Consider the following 16414-nt stretch of genomic DNA (forward strand, 5'->3'; position numbering starts at 1 on the left):
CCGGGTGCTCACCGCGGCTCGGGCTGCCGCTCCGGCACGGCCGCGTCGTACTGGTTCATCTCGGTCAGGCCGGGGGAGTACAGGTGGATCGAGACGGCCGGCTCCAGCGAGGCGTTGACCACCTCGTGCAGGTAGCCGGAGGAGAACACCCGCTGCCCGCCCGGCCGCAGCGCCCTGTTGCCCTCGCCGTCGTGCGTGAGGGAGCGCTCGGTGAGCTCGCCCTGCACGACGGTCATCACGCCGGAGGACGCGCCGTGGTCGTGGAAGCCGCTGCCCTGCCCGGGCAGCCAGCTGAGCAGCCACACCTCGTAGCCCGGGCCGGTCTCCAGCCGCTCGTACCAGCGGGTGAGCGCGTCGTACGCGACGAGGGGTTCCCAGCGGGCGCGGTCGGCGGCGATCTCCCGGACGAGCCGGGCGTAACCGGCGATGGTGGTGGGGTGGGGCGGCAGGTCGGTGCGGGCGAGGTGCGGGAAGGCCAGCGGGTCGCCGGCGATGGAGACGTCGCTCAGGCCGTCGGCCCACGGGTGGCGGGGGGCCGCGATCTGCACGGCGGGGGTGGCGCGGAGGCGGTTCTTGCCGCGGTCGCGGTTGCGCTGACGGATGCGGGGCATTCGCACGGGAGTCCTCGGATCGTCCGGGTCGGTCGGGATGCAGCCGATCCGCGGAGATTCGGGGACGTGGTTCGCGCGGGCGGCCTCGATGTTCGGGCTGTGGCCGGCGCTCGTGGGACGCGGGCGCCTAGATACAGCGGGAACAGAGGCGACAACAGAGCGAGCTCGCGGCGCGCGTGACCACGGCCTGGCGGCCGTCGCGGCGGGGGGCGAACTCTGACATGGGAGCTAGGAGACCTCACGAGGTGCGGGGGTGTCAACCCGATCTCCCGGACATTCGGGTCGCATCAGGCATGAACCACCGGATGGAGTGATAAATCCACCTCTAGGTTTCGATGCGAAGATCGCCGGGAAGGCAGCCCGGTACCCGGGCAACCGGACCGCCGCCCCAGGCGTCCCCGTGATCGAGGAGTCGATCGGGGGGTCGTCCGAGCGGTCGGCCGGCGCCGGCCGCGTGTCGGGTTCCCGGGATCCTTCGGATGGTTGCGCCCACTCCGGTCGAATGTCCGGGTTGTCGGGATATGTGCACTTTTGGTGGCGGCTTGGTTCCGGGGAGTGAATCCTCGACCCAATACCAGAGCTCGGCTTGACTGGGCCAGAGTGGCGCAACTGTAATTTCACTCGTGTCGTTCCGCCGCTCAGGCAACGGCAACACCACGGGGACGCCAAGAGGGGCAGAGGAGGCGCGTCAGATGAGCGAGCTCTTTGAGCTTTTGATCGGTGACGGCATCGAAGAGGACGAAGAGGAGGAACTCGGCTGGCAGGAGCGCGCACTCTGTGCCCAGACCGACCCCGAGTCCTTCTTCCCCGAGAAGGGCGGCTCGACCCGGGAGGCCAAGAAGGTCTGCCTCGCCTGTGAGGTCCGCTCCGAGTGCCTGGAGTACGCCCTCGCCAACGACGAGCGCTTCGGCATCTGGGGCGGCCTGTCCGAGCGCGAGCGCCGCCGTCTCAAGAAGAGCGCGGTCTGACGGGCCCAGATCCCAGCTGTGCCGGGCGCCCCACCGAACGGTGGGGCGCTTTCGCGTCCCCGCACCCGCCCTTCCCCCAGGACCGCCTCCGCCGCCGCTCGGCAGAGCCGTTAGTGTGGTGCGCCATCCGGGTGCTCGTCATCCGGCGCCCGCGCACCGCCGCCCGCCCCGTCCCCACCGGCAGCCCCGGTGACCTCGGCCTCCACCGGACGGCACCGCGCACCACCCGCCGTCGTCCACCGGCTGCGTCCGCCGACAAGACCATGGGGCCCGCGAACTCGATGACTGTCTACAGCCACCAGAGCGGCTTCTCCGCTGCCCGGCCACCCGCCTACCCGCGCCACCTGGTCACCGCCGTCATCGTCTCGCACGACGGCGCGCGCTGGCTGCCCCAGGCGCTGGCCGGACTGCTCGGCCAGGACCGGCCCGTGCAGCGCGTCCTCGCCGTCGACACCGGCTCCACGGACGACTCCCCGCAGCTCCTCCAGGACACCCTCGGCGACTGGCTGCCCGAGAGCGGCCCCCTCGTGCTCGGCCGCCGCTCCGGCTTCGGCAACGCCGTCGCCCAGGCCGTCTTCAACAGCCCCCCGCTGCGGCCCGAGGACCTCCCCTACAGCCTCGACCCCTCCGGCTACGACCCCGTCACCGGAGGCTGGGACGACTTCGGCGACCCCCTCGGCCGCCAGGACGACGACCTCGGCCGCTCCGGCCCGCGCGAGAGCCGGCCCGTCGAATGGCTGTGGCTCCTCCACGACGACTGCGAACCCCAGACCGACGCCCTCCGCCGGCTCCTCCAGGTCGCCGACTCCACCCCCAGCGCCGCCGTCGTCGGCCCCAAGCTGCGCAGCTGGTACGACCGCCGGCAGCTCCTGGAGGTCGGCGTCACCATCGCCCGCTCCGGCCGCCGCTGGACCGGCCTCGACCGCCGCGAGCAGGACCAGGGCCAGCACGACCAGGTCCGCCCGGTGCTCGCCGTCTCCACCGCCGGCATGCTCGTGCGCCGCGACGTCTTCGAGGAGCTCGGCGGCTTCGACAAGGCGCTCCCGCTCATGCGGGACGACACCGACTTCTGCTGGCGGGTCAACGCCGCCGGCCACCGCGTCGTCGTCGCCCCCGACGCCGTGCTCCGCCACGCCGAGGCCGCCAGCCGCGAACGCCGTTCCATCGACTGCGGCGCCGCCCACCCGCACCGGCTCGACAAGGCCGGCGCCGTCTACACCCTGCTCGCCAACAGCCGCGGCCCGCTCTTCCCGTACGTGCTGCTGAGGCTCGTCCTCGGCACCCTGCTGCGGGTCGTCGCCAACCTCGTCGGCAAGGACCCCCGCCAGGCGTACGACGAACTCGCCGGCCTCAACCACGAGCTCATCCGCCTGCCCCGGCTGCTCGCCGCCCGGTCACGCCGCAAGCGCACCCGCTCCGCCGAGGCGCTCGACGACCGCACGCTCTTCCCCGCCCCCGGCGCCACCGCCCGGCTCGCCGTCGAGACGGCGATCTCCTCGCTCGGCATCGGCGGCGCCGACGACGCCGGAGCCGGACGCCACGGCACCGTCGAGTCGGGGCCCGGCGACGACGACGCGGACGACCTCGTCGTCGAGCAGTTCGTGCTGCTGAAGAAGCTCGCCCGGCGCCCCGCGCCGCTGCTCTTCACCGCCCTCCTGATCTTCGCCCTCGCCGCCTGCCGCAGCCTGCTCGGCACCGGCGACCTCTTCGGTGGCGCCCTGCTGCCCGCCACCGACGGCGTGGCCGGCCTGTGGAACGCCTACGCGGACCCCTGGCAGCCCGTCGGCACCGGCTCCACCGCCGCCACCCCGCCGTACCTCGCCGTCCTCGCCGTCCTCTCCGGCGCGGCGTTCGGCAACGCCAACCTCGCGCTCAGCCTGATCGTCGTCCTGGCGGTGCCGCTCGCCGCGGTCAGCGCCTACCTGGTCTCCCGCCCGCTGATCGAGTCCAAGATCGTCCGGGCCTGGGCCAGCGCCACGTACGCGCTGCTGCCCGCCGCGACCGGCGCGATCGCCCAGGGCCGCATCGGCACCGCCGTCCTCGCCGTGCTGCTGCCGCCGCTGGCCCGCGCCGCGGCCATCTCGGCCGGCCTCGGCATCCGCAGCGAGAGCGCCGCCAAGGGCGCCCGCCCCGGCTGGCGGCCGGTGTGGATGGCCGCCTTCATGCTGACGCTCTCCACCGCGTTCGTCCCGCTCACCTGGGCCATCGCCCTGCCGCTCAGCCTCGCCGCCCTCGTCCACGCGGTGCTCCGCGGCGGCGCCTTCGGCTCCGGCCCGGCCGCGCTGCGCCTGCTGGGCCTGCGCGTGCTGGTCGTGCTCGGCGTGCCCGTGCTCGTGCTCGCCCCGTGGTCGCTCCAGGTGCTCGCCCACCCGTCGCGCCTCCTGCTGGAGGCCGGCGTACCCGGCTTCAGCGGACACGCCGCCACCCCGGCCGGCCTGCTGCTGGCCAACCCCGGCGGCGCCGGCACCCCGCCGATCTGGCTCTCCGTCGGCATCGTCCTGGCGGCCCTCGCCGCCCTGCTGCGCGCCGACCGCCGCCGCGCCGTCCTCGCGGCGTGGGGCGCGGCCGGAGCCGGACTGCTCTTCGCCGTCGTCGTCGCCGGCACCGCCGTCACCCCCGCCTCCGGCGGTCCCGCCGTCGCCGCCTGGGCCGGCCCGGCCACCCTGCTGACCGGCGTCGCACTCCTCGCGGCCGCCGCGATCGGCGCCGACGGCGCCAACGCCCGCGTCTCCGGCATCGCCTTCGGCTGGCGCCAACCCGTCGCCGCACTGGTCCTCGCCACCGCCGTCCTCGCCCCGCTGGGCAACGCGCTCTGGTGGGCCGTCGCCGGGGCCGACGGCCCGCTGCAGCGCAGCCGCGAAGCCATGCTGCCCGCCTTCATCGCGGAGCAGGCCGGCACCACCGACCGCTCCCGCACCCTCGTGCTCTCCGGCCGGGCCGACGGCAGCGCCGTCGGCTACGCCCTCGTCCGCGACTCCGGCCTGACCCTCGGCCAGGCCGAGGCCACCGTCGACGCCGCCGCCGACCAGGACCTCACCGGCGTCACCGGCCGCCTGCTCTCCGGCTCCGGCGGCGACCAGGCGCACGCCCTCGCCCGCTACGGCATCGCGTACGTCGAGGTCAGGGACCCGCTGATCGCCAAGGTCCGCGACGTCCTCGACACCACGCCCGGCATCACCCGCCTCAGCCAGGGCAAGGGCATCGCCATCTGGCAGGTCACCGGTGCCGAGGCCACCCGCGCCGTCATCACCTCGCCCAAGGGCGGGGCCGACGTCCCGGTGCCCTCCGGCGCCCACGACATCGTCACCCGGATCCCCGCCGGTCCCGCCGGCCGGGTGCTGCGCCTCGCCGAGCAGGCCGGCCCCGAGTGGCAGGCCACCCTGGACGGCACCGCCCTGGAGCCGACCACCCCGGACGGCGACTGGGCCCAGGCCTTCACGCTGCCCGCCGACGGCGGCAAGCTCGTCGTGACCCGCTCGGGCAGCGTCGCCCACACCGGCTGGATCACCGCCCAGCTGCTGCTCGGCCTCGTCGTCCTCGTCCTCGCCCTGCCCGGGCGCCGCAGCCACAAGGACGACGACCTCCCCGAGGACGTCGTCGCCGCCCAGGCGCTCGCCGCGGCCGCCGAGGCGCCCCTGCCCGGCAGCCGCCGCGCCCGCCGCATGGCCGAGCGCGGCGAGGGAGACGGCACGGAGGCCGACGCCGGCGTCTACGCGGGCATCCCGCACCAGGGCGACGCCCCGGACGGCAACCCGGACCAGGCCGAGACCTACGCCGACCCGTACCAGGCCGACCCCTACCAGAGCGGCTACCAGGACACGTACGGCTGGGAGCAGCAGCCGGCCCAGGAGCAGCCCGCCCCCGGCTACGAGCAGCAGCCCTACCAGGGCGGCTACGAGCAGCAGCAGGGGTACGAGCAGCAGCCGTACCAGGGCGGCTACGAGCAGCAGCAGGGGTACGACCAGCAGCAGGGCTACGAGCAGCCCCAGCCCGCCTACGACGGCACGCAGTACACCGACCCGTACGCGCCCTACGGCTACGACCAGCAGCCCTACCAGGGCCAGGGATACCCGCCGGAGCAGCAGGGATGGGCACCCGCCCCGCAGCCGGGCGACCCGTACCACGACCCGAACGCGGCGCACCACGACGGCTACGACAACGGCGGGCACCCGCACCACCACGGAACGGGGAACTGACCCGCGATGAAGAAGCCCACCATCAAGGCGCCCACCATCAAGGCGCCCGCGATCAAGCGGCCCGGACTCGGCGGACTGCCCGGCGGCAGCCGCACCGGACAGTCCCTGCTGGCGGCGGCGGCCGTGCTCGGCGTCGTCTTCGGCATCGCGGAGCTGCGGCCGCCCGCCGACCCGTCGGCCACCGACAGCCCGAAGGGCGTCACCAGCGCGCAGGTCGAGCGGACCTCGCTGCTCTGCCCGGCGCCCGTCCAGGGCCTGCTCGGGAGCACCGCGCTCACCGTCTTCAGCCCGGCCGGCGCGAGCGGCACGGCGACGGGCGGCAGCGGGTCCGTCTCCGACGTCGTCCCGCCCGCGGCCCCTGCCGCCTCGCCGCCCGCGGGCGGCTCCGCGAGCCCGTCCCCGAGCAGCTCTCCGAGCGCGTCCGCGAAGACGTCCGCCCCGGCGTCGGCCTCCGCGGCGCCGTCCGCGGGGGCTCCGGCCGACGCCCGGCTGAGCCTCGCCAAGCCCGGCGTGCCGGTGACCGGCCAGGCCGCCCCCCAGGAGGCCCCCGGCAGCTCCGCTGTCGGCACCGGCGCGTACGCGCCCGGCTTCAGCGTCTCGCAGACCACGACGATCACCGATCCCTCCCGGATCGGCCTGTACGGCCTCGACTGCGCGCCCTCCGGCACCGACTTCTGGTTCGCCGGTGCGAGCACCGGGCCGGGCCGCTCCGACTACGTCGGCCTGGTCAACGGCGACTCCGCCCCCGCCACCGTCGACATCCGGCTCGTCGGCGAGAAGGGCGCGATCGAGACGGAGTCCGGTGCGGGCATCAACCTGGCGCCCGGCACCTCCCAGGCGGTCAGCCTGAAGAGCCTGCTCCCGACGGAGACGGCGGACCTCGCCGTGCACGTGGTCGTCCGCAGCGGCCGGGTCGGCGCTCAGCTCAACGTCGCCGAGGCCGGCAAGGGCGGCGACTGGATCGCGGCCTCGGCCGCCCCCGCCGCCGTCCAGGTGATTCCCGGACTGCCGGGCGACGTCAAGAGCGGCCGGCTCGTCGTCGCCGCCCCGGCCGACGACGACGCCGACCTGAAGGTCCAGGTCTCCGGCAAGAACGGCTGGTTCACCCCGGCGGGCAAGGAGACGATCCACGTCAAGGCGGGCATGGTCGCCGCGCTGCCGTTCGAGGAGATCACCAAGGGCGAGGTGGGCGCGATCCGGCTCAGCCCGACCGACCCGCAGCACCCGACACCGGTCGTCGCCGGCGCCCGGGTCGACCGCAGCGCCAACGGCAAGAGCGACGCCGCCTGGATCAGCGCCGCCGGCCCGATCGGCAAGCGGGCCGTCCTCGCGGACAACCGCGGCGGCGGGGCGACCACCGTCCTCCTCACCGCGACCGACGCCGCGGCCAAGGTCAGGCTCACGGCCTCCGCGGGCAGCGGCGGCGGCACCCCGGCGACCAAGGAGGTCGACGTCCCGGCGGGCACCACGGTCGCCGTGCAGGGCCTGGAGCCGTCCGGCCTGAACGGCGTGTACGGGATCACCGCGGAGACGGTCTCCGGCGGCCCGGTGGTCGCGGCGCGGATGCTCTCCCTGCCGCAGAAGGACGTGCCGATGTTCACCGTGCAGGCGTTCCGCAACGACCGCAGCACCGTGACGGTGCCTCACGCGCAGAACGACCCGGGCGTGCTGCTCCGCTGAGCCGCCCGGCGGGTGTCAGTCCTCGTCGTAGCGGGGGTCGATGGCGTCGGGCGACAGCCCGAGCAGTTCGGCCACCTGCTCGATGAGGATCTCGTGGACGAGCGTCGCCCGGTCCTCCCGCGTCTTGGCGCGGATCTCGACCGGGCGGCGGTACACGACGATCCGGCTCTTGCGGCCCTGGTGCGCGGGGATGACCCGCCCCAGGGGCACGCCGTCCGGGGCCTGCTCGCCGGCGACCGGCGGCAGCGGCACCTCCTGCACGGCGAACTCGACGTCCACCAGCTGGGGCCAGCGCCGCTCCAGGCGTTCCACCGACTCGCGCACGTAGTCGTCGAACAGCTCGGAGCGGGTCAGCGCGATCGGAACCTGCGGCGGCGCGAGCGGTCCGCGCAGGCCACGGCCGTGGCGGTCCCGGTGACGCGGTCGCCGCTGCCCGCCGGCCGGGGACGGAGATGTGGGGCTGTCCATATCAGTGTCGAGCGTAGTCCCTGCACGGGCGGAAACGGACCACCCGCGCCCCGTGCGGCGGCGACACGGAACGCTCCGCGGGGGTGGGTCGTCGCGGCCCGCTCGGGAGTGCGGTACCGTCCACCCTCGTGAGCTCTGTACGTCGTTGTTCGCGGACCGCGTGCGGCCGGCCGGCCGTCGCGACGCTGACGTACGTCTACGCGGACTCCACCGCGGTCCTGGGCCCGCTCGCGACCTACGCCGAACCGCACTGCTACGACCTGTGCGCCGAGCACGCCGAGCGGCTGACCGCCCCGCGCGGGTGGGACGTCGTCCGCCTCGCCGCCGACATCGGTCCCGTCCGCCGCACCAGTGACGACCTCGAAGCCCTCGCGAACGCCGTCCGCGAGGCCGCCCGCCCCCAGGAGCGCAGCTCGCGCCAGGGCGGGCCCGACGGGGACCCGGGCGAGGTGGGCCGCCGCGGCCACCTGCGCGTCCTGCGGTCGCCCGACAACTGAGCCGTTCCCTCCCCTTCGCCCCCGGCCGGTACGCTGCCCCGTGATCGGGCCCTTCCGGGCGCGTCCCGGCGGCACCGCGCGGGACCACGGCCCGCGTCCACGCGACGCGCAGGCCCCCGGACGTCGAACGGGTCCACGTACAGAGATGCGGAGCGGCAGTGCGGGATCTGAGTCAGCTGGTGAAGGCGTACGACGTCCGGGGTGTGGTGCCGGATCAGTGGGACGGGTCGCTGGCGTGGGCGTTCGGTGCGGCGTTCGTGCGGGTGGTGGGGGCGTCGGCGGTGGTGGTGGGGCATGACATGCGGCCGTCGTCGCCGGGGTTGTCGCGGGCGTTCGCGGAGGGTGCGGCGGCGTTCGGGGCGGATGTGGTGGAGATCGGTCTGTGTTCGACGGATCAGCTGTACTACGCGTCGGGGTCGATGGATCTGCCGGGGGCGATGTTCACGGCGTCGCACAATCCGGCGGAGTACAACGGGATCAAGTTGTGCCGGGCGGGGGCGGCGCCGGTGGGTCAGGACACGGGGTTGTCGGAGGTCCGGGCGCTGGTGGAGTCGTGGTGCACGGGTGCGGACGGTGGTGTGGTGGTGCCGGCGGCCGCGGTGGGGACGGTGGTGGGTTCGCTGTCGTCGCGGGAGACGCTGGAGGGGTACGCGTCGTATCTGCGGGGGCTGGTGGACCTGTCGGGGATCCGGCCGTTGAGGGTGGTGGTGGACGCCGGGAACGGGATGGGCGGTCACACGGTGCCGACGGTGCTGGCGGGGTTGCCGCTGGAGGTGGTGCCGATGTACTTCGAGCTGGACGGCACGTTCCCCAACCATGAGGCGAATCCGCTGGATCCGGCGAACCTGGTGGATCTGCAGGCGCGGGTGAGGGTGGAGGGTGCGGACATCGGGCTGGCGTTCGACGGGGATGCGGACCGGTGTTTCGTGATCGACGAGCGGGGTGAGCCGGTGTCGCCGTCGGCGATCACGGCGCTGGTCGCGGAGCGGGAGATCGCGCGGGCGCGGGCGGGGGGTGAGGAGCGTCCGACGGTGATCCACAATCTGATCACGTCGTGGACGGTGCCGCAGGTGGTGGCGGACGCGGGTGCGGTGGCGGTGCGTACCCGGGTGGGGCATTCGTTCATCAAGCAGGAGATGGCGCGGACGGACGCGGTGTTCGGGGGTGAGCACTCGGCGCACTACTACTTCCGGGATTTCTGGCGGGCGGACACGGGGATGCTGGCGGCGTTGCACGTGCTGGCGGCGCTGGGCGGGCAGGAGCGGCCGTTGTCGTCGCTGTGCGAGCGTTACGACCGGTATGCGGCGTCGGGGGAGATCAACTCGACGGTGGCGGACCAGGTGGGGCGTACGGCTGCGGTGCGGGCGGTGTACGGGGTTCTGGAGGGGGTGTCGACGGACGAGCTGGACGGGTTGACGGTCGCGGGGGACGACTGGTGGTTCAACCTGCGGGCGTCGAACACCGAGCCGTTGCTGCGGTTGAACGTGGAGGCGAAGGACCCGGCGCGGATGGCCGAGCTCCGCGACGCCGTCCTCGCCCTCGTCCGCGCCTGACCCCACCCCACGCGGCGGCCCGGAGCACACCCGGGACGATCTGACGGTGGCCGTGCCCCGGCCGGTAGTGTTGCTACCGGCCGGGGCACGGCCGCACCGACCACGCACGAATACGGAGCACGACGTCCATGAGCCTGCCGCCCTTCCTGCTGGAGATCCTGGCCTGCCCGCAGTGCCACGCGCCGCTCGCCGAGAGCTCCGACCAGGAGCAGCCCGAGCTGCGGTGCACCGGCGACGGCTGCGGGCTGATCTACCCCGTCCGCGACGAGATCCCCGTCCTGCTGGTCGACGAGGCCCGCCGCCCCTCCTGACCCCTGCCCGGTGAGCCCGCTGGAGGCCGGCCGCATGCTCGACGACATCCTGCTCGACGACCCGGCCGCACTGCAGCGCGCCGACCGGGAACACGCCCTCCTCGCCCTGGCGGGTGCGGGCGCGCGCGTCCGCACCGCCGTCCGGCTGGCCGAGGAGGCCGGCCTCTCGGCGCTCCGACCCGAAGGCCGCCCCCGTACGGTGCTGGTCGCCGGCCACGGCAGCGCGCTCGCCGCGGCCGACGTGCTGGCCGCACTCGCGGTCACGGCCTGCCAGGTGCTGCCCCTCGTCCCGTCCGACGTGCGACGCGACGAGCCGGGCTCCTTCTCCTCCGGCCTCCGCTGGCAGCTGCCCGGCTGGATCGGCCCGCTCGACCTGCTGGTGATCAGCAGCAGCACCGGCCGCGAGCAGGGCCTCGTACGACTCGCCCAGCAGGCGTACGCGCGGGGCTGCGCGATCGGGGTGGTCGCGCCAGCCGGCAGCGCGCTCGCCGAGGCGGCGCTGCAGGTCCGCGGCCTCGCGCTGCCGTTCGCGGAGAGCGCCGTCGAACCGGACGACGTCCCCGGCGGCGAGCCCGACCTCCCGGCCGAGGACCCGGCCGCGCTCTGGGCGCACCTCGCGCCGCTGGCCGCCCTGGCCGACCGGGTCGGCGCCGCGCAGCTGCCGGCCGGCTCGCTGCAGGCCCTCGCCGACCGGCTCGACGAGGTCGCCGTCCGCTGCCGCCCCGACGCCGCGGCGTACCTGAACCCCGCCAAGGGCCTCGCCGCCCAACTCTCCGGCACCGTACCGCTGGTGTGGGCCGAAGGGCCCGTGGCGGCGGCCGCCGCCGGACGCTTCGCGACGATGCTGGCCGACCGCGGCGGACTGCCCGCGCTCACCGGACGGCTGCCGCAGGCGCTCACCGCGCACCGCGGCATGTTCGTCGGCCACCTCGGCGGCGGCGCCGACCCCGACGACTTCTTCCGCGACCGGGTCGACGAGCCCGAGCCGCTCCAACTGCAGGCCGTACTGCTGCGGCACACCCCCGGACTGCCCGCGGACGCCGACCCCGGGTTCGCCGTCGGCCGGGCCCGCCGCCTCGCCGCCGCCCACGAGGTGCGGCTCACGGAGTTCACCAGCACCCTCGACGACCCGCTCGAAGCACTCGCCGAGCTGGCCGGCCCGGCCGACTTCGCGGCCGTCTACCTCGGACTCGCCCGCTGACCCCCGGCGCCTCCACGCCCTGACCGGCGCTCAGCCCCACTCCGGCGGCGGGATACTGTGTGCGCTCGACAGCTGAGCCACGGCCGGAGAGCGGCCCAGTCGGAGGGACCGGACCACAGCATGAGCACCGAAGGCGGCACCAGGGCACTGGTCGCGGCGCTGTCCGCGAATCTGGCGATCGCGGTGGGCAAGTTCACGGCCTTCGCCTTCACCGGCTCCTCGTCGATGCTGGCCGAGGGCGTCCACTCGGTCGCCGACTCGGGCAACCAGGTCCTGCTGCTCGTCGGGGGCAAGCAGGCCAAGCGCGAGGCGAGCGAGCAGCACCCGTTCGGGTACGGCCGCGAGCGGTACATCTACGGCTTCCTGGTCTCGATCGTGCTGTTCAGCCTCGGCGGCATGTTCGCCCTCTACGAGGGCTACGAGAAGATCAGCCACCCGCACGAGCTCCACAACTGGGGCTGGGCCGTCGGCGTCCTCGTCTTCGCGATCCTGATGGAGGGCTGGTCCTTCTGGACGGCCTTCCAGGAGTCCGCCAAGGCCAAGGGCACCATGGGCTGGGCCGACTACATCCGCCGGGCCAAGGCCCCGGAGCTCCCGGTCGTCCTGCTGGAGGACGCCGGCGCCCTGATCGGCCTCGTCCTCGCCCTGATCGGCATCTCCCTCACCGTCGCCACCGGCGACGGCGTCTGGGACGGCGTCGGCACCGTCTGCATCGGCCTCCTCCTCGTGGTCATCGCGCTCGTCCTGGCCTCGGAGACCAAGTCGCTGCTGATCGGCGAGTCCGCCGACAAGGAGGTCGTGGCCGAGATCCGCGACGCCCTCGTCGACCACGACACCGTCACCGACGTCATCCACATGCGCACCCTGCACGTCGGCCCGGAGGAACTCCTCGTCGCCGCCAAGATCGCGGTCAACGCCGAGGACACCGCCGCCCAGGTGGCCGCCGCCATCGACGCCGCCGAGGCACGGATCCGGCGGGCCGTCCCGATCGCCCGCGCGATCTACCTGGAGCCCGACGTCTACAGCGCCGAGAAGGCCGCCGCCGGGCCCGACCCGGAGGCGACGCCGGGCGGCCCGGGGCCCGACCGGCACTGACCGGCCGCCTGTCGGCCGGCTGCCCGCCTGCCCGCTTGCTGTTCGCCCGTCCGCCCGTCCGCCCGTTCGCCGGTCGCCCGGCGGGCGGGCGGTGCCGGTGCGCGGGCCGGGTGAGTGCCGAGGGGCGGTGCTGAGGGCGGCCGGAAAGTGCGCGCCGTTCCCGTAGTCCGGTCGCCGGGGGGACGGCGCGGTGTAGATTCGTCCCAGAGCCAAACGTCGCTGCTGATGGCGGTCGATCGGAGCCCCCGTGCACCGGTCGAGGGAGAGAGGTCCTCCGACGGATTGTGCCGCGCAGCAGAGTGGCGTCCGTGCCGCCCTGCGGCGGAGCACACCCGTTCACCGGCCCACGCAGCGAGGAGTACCCCGCATGTCGTCCAACCTCAACGGTGACTTCAAGGTCGCCGACCTCTCCCTGGCGTCCTTCGGCCGCAAGGAGATCCAGCTCGCCGAGCACGAGATGCCCGGCCTGATGTCGATCCGCGCCGAGTACGCCGCCACCCAGCCGCTCGCCGGCGCCCGCATCACCGGCTCGCTGCACATGACCGTGCAGACCGCCGTCCTCATCGAGACGCTCACCGCGCTCGGCGCCGAGGTCCGCTGGTGCTCCTGCAACATCTTCTCCACCCAGGACCACGCCGCCGCCGCCATCGCGGTCGGCCCCGAGGGCACCGTCGACGCCCCGGCCGGCGTGCCGGTCTTCGCCTGGAAGGGCGAGACCCTGGAGGAGTACTGGTGGTGCACCGAGCAGGCGCTGACCTGGCCCGACGGCCGCACCCCGAACATGATCCTCGACGACGGCGGTGACGCCACCCTGCTGATCCACAAGGGCGTCGAGTTCGAGAAGGCCGGCGAGGCCCCGGACCCGTCCACCGCGGACAACGACGAGTACCGGATCATCCTCCAGGTGCTCAACCGCACCCTCACCGAGTCCCCCAGCAAGTGGACCGAGATGGCCGCCACGATCAAGGGCGTCACCGAGGAGACCACCACCGGCGTCCACCGCCTGTACGAGATGCACCGCGACGGCAAGCTGCTGTTCCCGGCCATCAACGTCAACGACGCCGTCACCAAGTCGAAGTTCGACAACAAGTACGGCTGCCGCCACTCGCTCATCGACGGCATCAACCGCGCCACCGACGTCCTGATCGGCGGCAAGGTCGCCGTCGTCTGCGGCTACGGCGACGTCGGCAAGGGCTGCGCGGAGTCGCTCCGCGGCCAGGGCGCCCGCGTGATCATCACCGAGATCGACCCGATCTGCGCGCTCCAGGCGGCGATGGACGGCTACCAGGTCACCACCCTGGACGACGTCGTCGAGACGGCCGACATCTTCATCACCACCACCGGCAACAAGGACATCATCCTCGCCTCGCACATGGCGCGGATGAAGCACCAGGCCATCGTCGGCAACATCGGCCACTTCGACAACGAGATCGACATCGCCGGCCTCGGCGAGCTCCCGGGCGTCGTCAAGACCGAGGTCAAGCCGCAGGTCCACGAGTGGCGCAAGGCCGACGGCCGCACCATCATCGTGCTCTCCGAGGGCCGCCTGCTGAACCTCGGCAACGCGACCGGCCACCCGTCCTTCGTGATGTCGAACTCCTTCGCGAACCAGACCATCGCGCAGATCGAGCTCTTCACCAAGACCGCGCAGTACCCGGTCGGCGTGTACGTCCTGCCGAAGCACCTGGACGAGAAGGTCGCCCGCCTCCACCTGGACGCGCTCGGCGTCAAGCTCACCGTCCTCAGCAAGGACCAGGCCGACTACATCGGCGTCCCGGTCGAGGGCCCGTACAAGCCGGAGCAGTACCGCTACTGATCCCGCTGCGGATCCTGCGACGGATCCCGTCTCCCGCACGGTCCTGAGTGTGCGCCCGGTGCCCCGGCACCGGGCGCACGCCCGTTCCCGGGAAGCGCCTGCAGCCCTCCGAGTCAGTGCCGCCGCCCGTGAGCCGTCGGGGTACGCGCGGCTTCCGCGGCCCGGAGCCGCTCCCGGCACCTGCGGCGCCTAGGCTTCTCGGCATGCCCAACGGCCGATACTCCCTGAACACCGACACCGGCCCCGCCGGCCACGGTCCCGTGCTGGTCGCCGAGGAACGCTTCCGTTGCGCCCCCGGCCCGGCCGGCTGGCGCTACGTGTCCAAGACGTACGCCCCCGACGGCTCCGTGCTCGGCACCACCGACCTCACGCTCGACTCCCGCTGCCGACCGCTCCGTCTGGAGGTCCGGGCGGGCGGCTGGCAGGTCCGGGGCGGCGCGGTGGACGGCGTCGCGTGGGTCCGTGCCGCAGCCGACGACCCGGCGGGCGAGCAGGCGGTCGAGGGTCACGACCGGGCACACGGATTCACCGGCACGTCGCCCGCGTTCCTCGTTGCCACGGCCCGCATGCTCCGACTGGAGGCCGGCGCGAGCACGCGCGTACGGCTGGTGGCCCTGACGGAGCCCGTCCTCGCACCGCGCACCGTCGACCAGAACTGGCAGCTCGCCGCCGTCGACACGCACGAGACGGACAGCGGGCCGCTGCTCGTCGAGCGCTACGTGGTGGCCGACCTCGCCACCGGGGAACAGCAGACGGTGCACCTGGCGGGGGACGTGGTGCTGGCCGGCCCGGGGATCGAGCTGGAGGAGCTGGAATCGCAGCCCAACCCCTGGCCGGACTTCACGATGTGACCGGGCTCCACGGTGTGGGGCAAGAGTTCACGGTGCAGCGCACGTGCACGGCGGAACGGACGTTCACGGTGCGGCGACCGCGTGTGGCCGGGGCAGTGCTCACGCGGACGCGCACGTTCACCGGGAGGTGGACGTGCGCGGCGAGGTGAATGCTCAGGCGGGCGGCGCGAAACCGGACGGTGCCGGGGGCGCGGGCGGTGCGGAGTGGAGCGGCGCCGTGGCCGGGACAGCCGGAGCAACCGGGGTACCCGGGGGACCCGCGGGCGGTGCGAACGGCGCGGGCGGCGGTGCGAACGGAGCCCCGGCAGCCGGGGCGTACGCCGCGGAGCCGGCCTGACGCCGTGCGGCCTCGGAGGCCCGCTCCCACTCGCGGCGCTGCCGCTCCGTGAGCACCGCACCGAGGTAGGCGGCCGGGTGCACGCCGTACGGCACCGGGCGCCCGGTGCGTCCGACGACGTCGGCCGCGAGCCGCCCGGCCATGGCCGCGGCCACGGCCGGGTCCAACTGTCCGAGGCGGCCGAGCAGTTGGCGGACGGCCAGCCAGAGGCCGTCGGGTACGGCCGAGAGGTCCAGGGCGACCAGGTGCTCGCCGATGGCGTGCAGAAGGCCCGGGTGCACCGGTGGCAGGTCCGACTGCCGGCGCGCGGCCATCGGCAGGCGTTCCCGGACGACGAGGGTTCCGGCGAAGACGTCGCCGAGCCGTCGGCCCTGGGGCGAGACCACCGAGGCGACCACCGCCACGGCCCCCATCGTCATCGAGATCTCCAGCACCGCGACGAGCCCCCGGACGAGTGCGTGTCGGAAGCGCACCGGGCCGCCGTCCGCCCGCACGACCCGCAGCCCGAGGGCCAGCTTGCCGAGCGACCTTCCGCGGGAGAGCGTCTCGACCAGCACCGGTACGCCCAGCAGGAAGAACACGGCGAGTCCGAGGAGGACCGCCGCGGCAGCAGCCTCGTCGAGCCCGGGCACGGCGGTGAGCACCACCGTCGTCGTCGCCGCCAGGACGACCGTCTCCACGGCCAGGTCCAGGGCGATCGCCAACGCCCGGCTCGGCACCTTCGCCGTCCTCAACCCCAGGACGACGGCCTCTCCCGTCACCAGGTCGTCCACCAGCACCCACCCCATCCGCTCCGACGCCATCCCCGGCCGCCAAACATACGGCGGCCC

The 16414-nt window shown here is 74.1% G+C and carries 13 protein-coding genes; 10 read left to right on the forward strand and 3 right to left on the reverse strand.

Features of this window, described 5'->3' with window-relative positions; all coding sequences use genetic code 11:
- Window positions 1-8: 8 nt before the first annotated feature.
- Complete coding sequence (locus OG335_RS23305; RefSeq protein WP_405013067.1) at window positions 9-611, reverse strand: cysteine dioxygenase; 603 nt, start codon at window positions 609-611, stop codon at window positions 9-11.
- A 692-nt stretch (window positions 612-1303) separates the two neighbouring features.
- Between OG335_RS23305 and OG335_RS23310 the strand changes: the two genes are divergently transcribed.
- The 3 genes from OG335_RS23310 (at window position 1304) to OG335_RS23320 (ending at window position 7455) form a co-directional block, all read left to right on the forward strand.
- A complete protein-coding gene (locus OG335_RS23310) occupies window positions 1304-1579 on the forward strand; it encodes a WhiB family transcriptional regulator (protein WP_405013068.1) in 276 nt (91 codons plus the stop codon).
- A 281-nt stretch (window positions 1580-1860) separates the two neighbouring features.
- Window positions 1861-5775: a glycosyltransferase gene (locus tag OG335_RS23315; RefSeq protein ID WP_405015494.1), complete on the forward strand. Its 3915-nt coding sequence runs from the start codon at window positions 1861-1863 to the stop codon at window positions 5773-5775.
- A 6-nt stretch (window positions 5776-5781) separates the two neighbouring features.
- Window positions 5782-7455, forward strand: a complete 1674-nt coding sequence (locus OG335_RS23320) for a DUF5719 family protein (RefSeq protein WP_405013069.1) — start codon at window positions 5782-5784, stop codon at window positions 7453-7455.
- A gap of 15 nt (window positions 7456-7470) precedes the next feature.
- Here the strand turns inward: OG335_RS23320 and OG335_RS23325 are convergent, their stop codons facing one another.
- Complete coding sequence (locus OG335_RS23325; RefSeq protein WP_405013070.1) at window positions 7471-7923, reverse strand: metallopeptidase family protein; 453 nt, start codon at window positions 7921-7923, stop codon at window positions 7471-7473.
- 83 nt (window positions 7924-8006) lie between these two features.
- Between OG335_RS23325 and OG335_RS23330 the strand changes: the two genes are divergently transcribed.
- The 7 genes from OG335_RS23330 (at window position 8007) to OG335_RS23360 (ending at window position 15247) form a co-directional block, all read left to right on the forward strand.
- On the forward strand, window positions 8007-8420 hold the full coding sequence (locus OG335_RS23330; RefSeq protein WP_405013071.1) for a DUF3499 domain-containing protein: 414 nt from the start codon (window positions 8007-8009) through the stop codon (window positions 8418-8420).
- A 158-nt stretch (window positions 8421-8578) separates the two neighbouring features.
- Complete coding sequence (locus OG335_RS23335; RefSeq protein WP_405012343.1) at window positions 8579-9973, forward strand: phosphomannomutase/phosphoglucomutase; 1395 nt, start codon at window positions 8579-8581, stop codon at window positions 9971-9973.
- 128 nt (window positions 9974-10101) lie between these two features.
- The gene (locus tag OG335_RS23340; protein ID WP_405013072.1) at window positions 10102-10284 is read left to right on the forward strand and encodes a Trm112 family protein; all 183 of its coding nucleotides are present in this window, start codon (window positions 10102-10104) and stop codon (window positions 10282-10284) included.
- Between the two features lie 34 nt (window positions 10285-10318).
- Window positions 10319-11485: an SIS domain-containing protein gene (locus tag OG335_RS23345; protein WP_405013073.1), complete on the forward strand. Its 1167-nt coding sequence runs from the start codon at window positions 10319-10321 to the stop codon at window positions 11483-11485.
- Between the two features lie 120 nt (window positions 11486-11605).
- Window positions 11606-12580, forward strand: a complete 975-nt coding sequence (locus OG335_RS23350) for a cation diffusion facilitator family transporter (RefSeq protein ID WP_405013074.1) — start codon at window positions 11606-11608, stop codon at window positions 12578-12580.
- Between the two features lie 367 nt (window positions 12581-12947).
- Entirely contained in the window at window positions 12948-14396 is a 1449-nt protein-coding gene (ahcY, locus tag OG335_RS23355) for an adenosylhomocysteinase (protein WP_405013075.1), read from the forward strand.
- A gap of 203 nt (window positions 14397-14599) precedes the next feature.
- Window positions 14600-15247: a hypothetical protein gene (locus OG335_RS23360; protein ID WP_405013076.1), complete on the forward strand. Its 648-nt coding sequence runs from the start codon at window positions 14600-14602 to the stop codon at window positions 15245-15247.
- Window positions 15248-15400: 153 nt separating this feature from the next.
- Here OG335_RS23360 and OG335_RS23365 read toward each other — a convergent pair whose 3' ends face one another.
- A complete protein-coding gene (locus OG335_RS23365) occupies window positions 15401-16357 on the reverse strand; it encodes an RDD family protein (RefSeq protein WP_405015495.1) in 957 nt (318 codons plus the stop codon).
- Window positions 16358-16414: the final 57 nt, after the last annotated feature.

The organism is Kitasatospora sp. NBC_01539 (assembly GCF_045040525.1).
In the GTDB taxonomy this organism is placed as follows: domain Bacteria; phylum Actinomycetota; class Actinomycetes; order Streptomycetales; family Streptomycetaceae; genus Kitasatospora.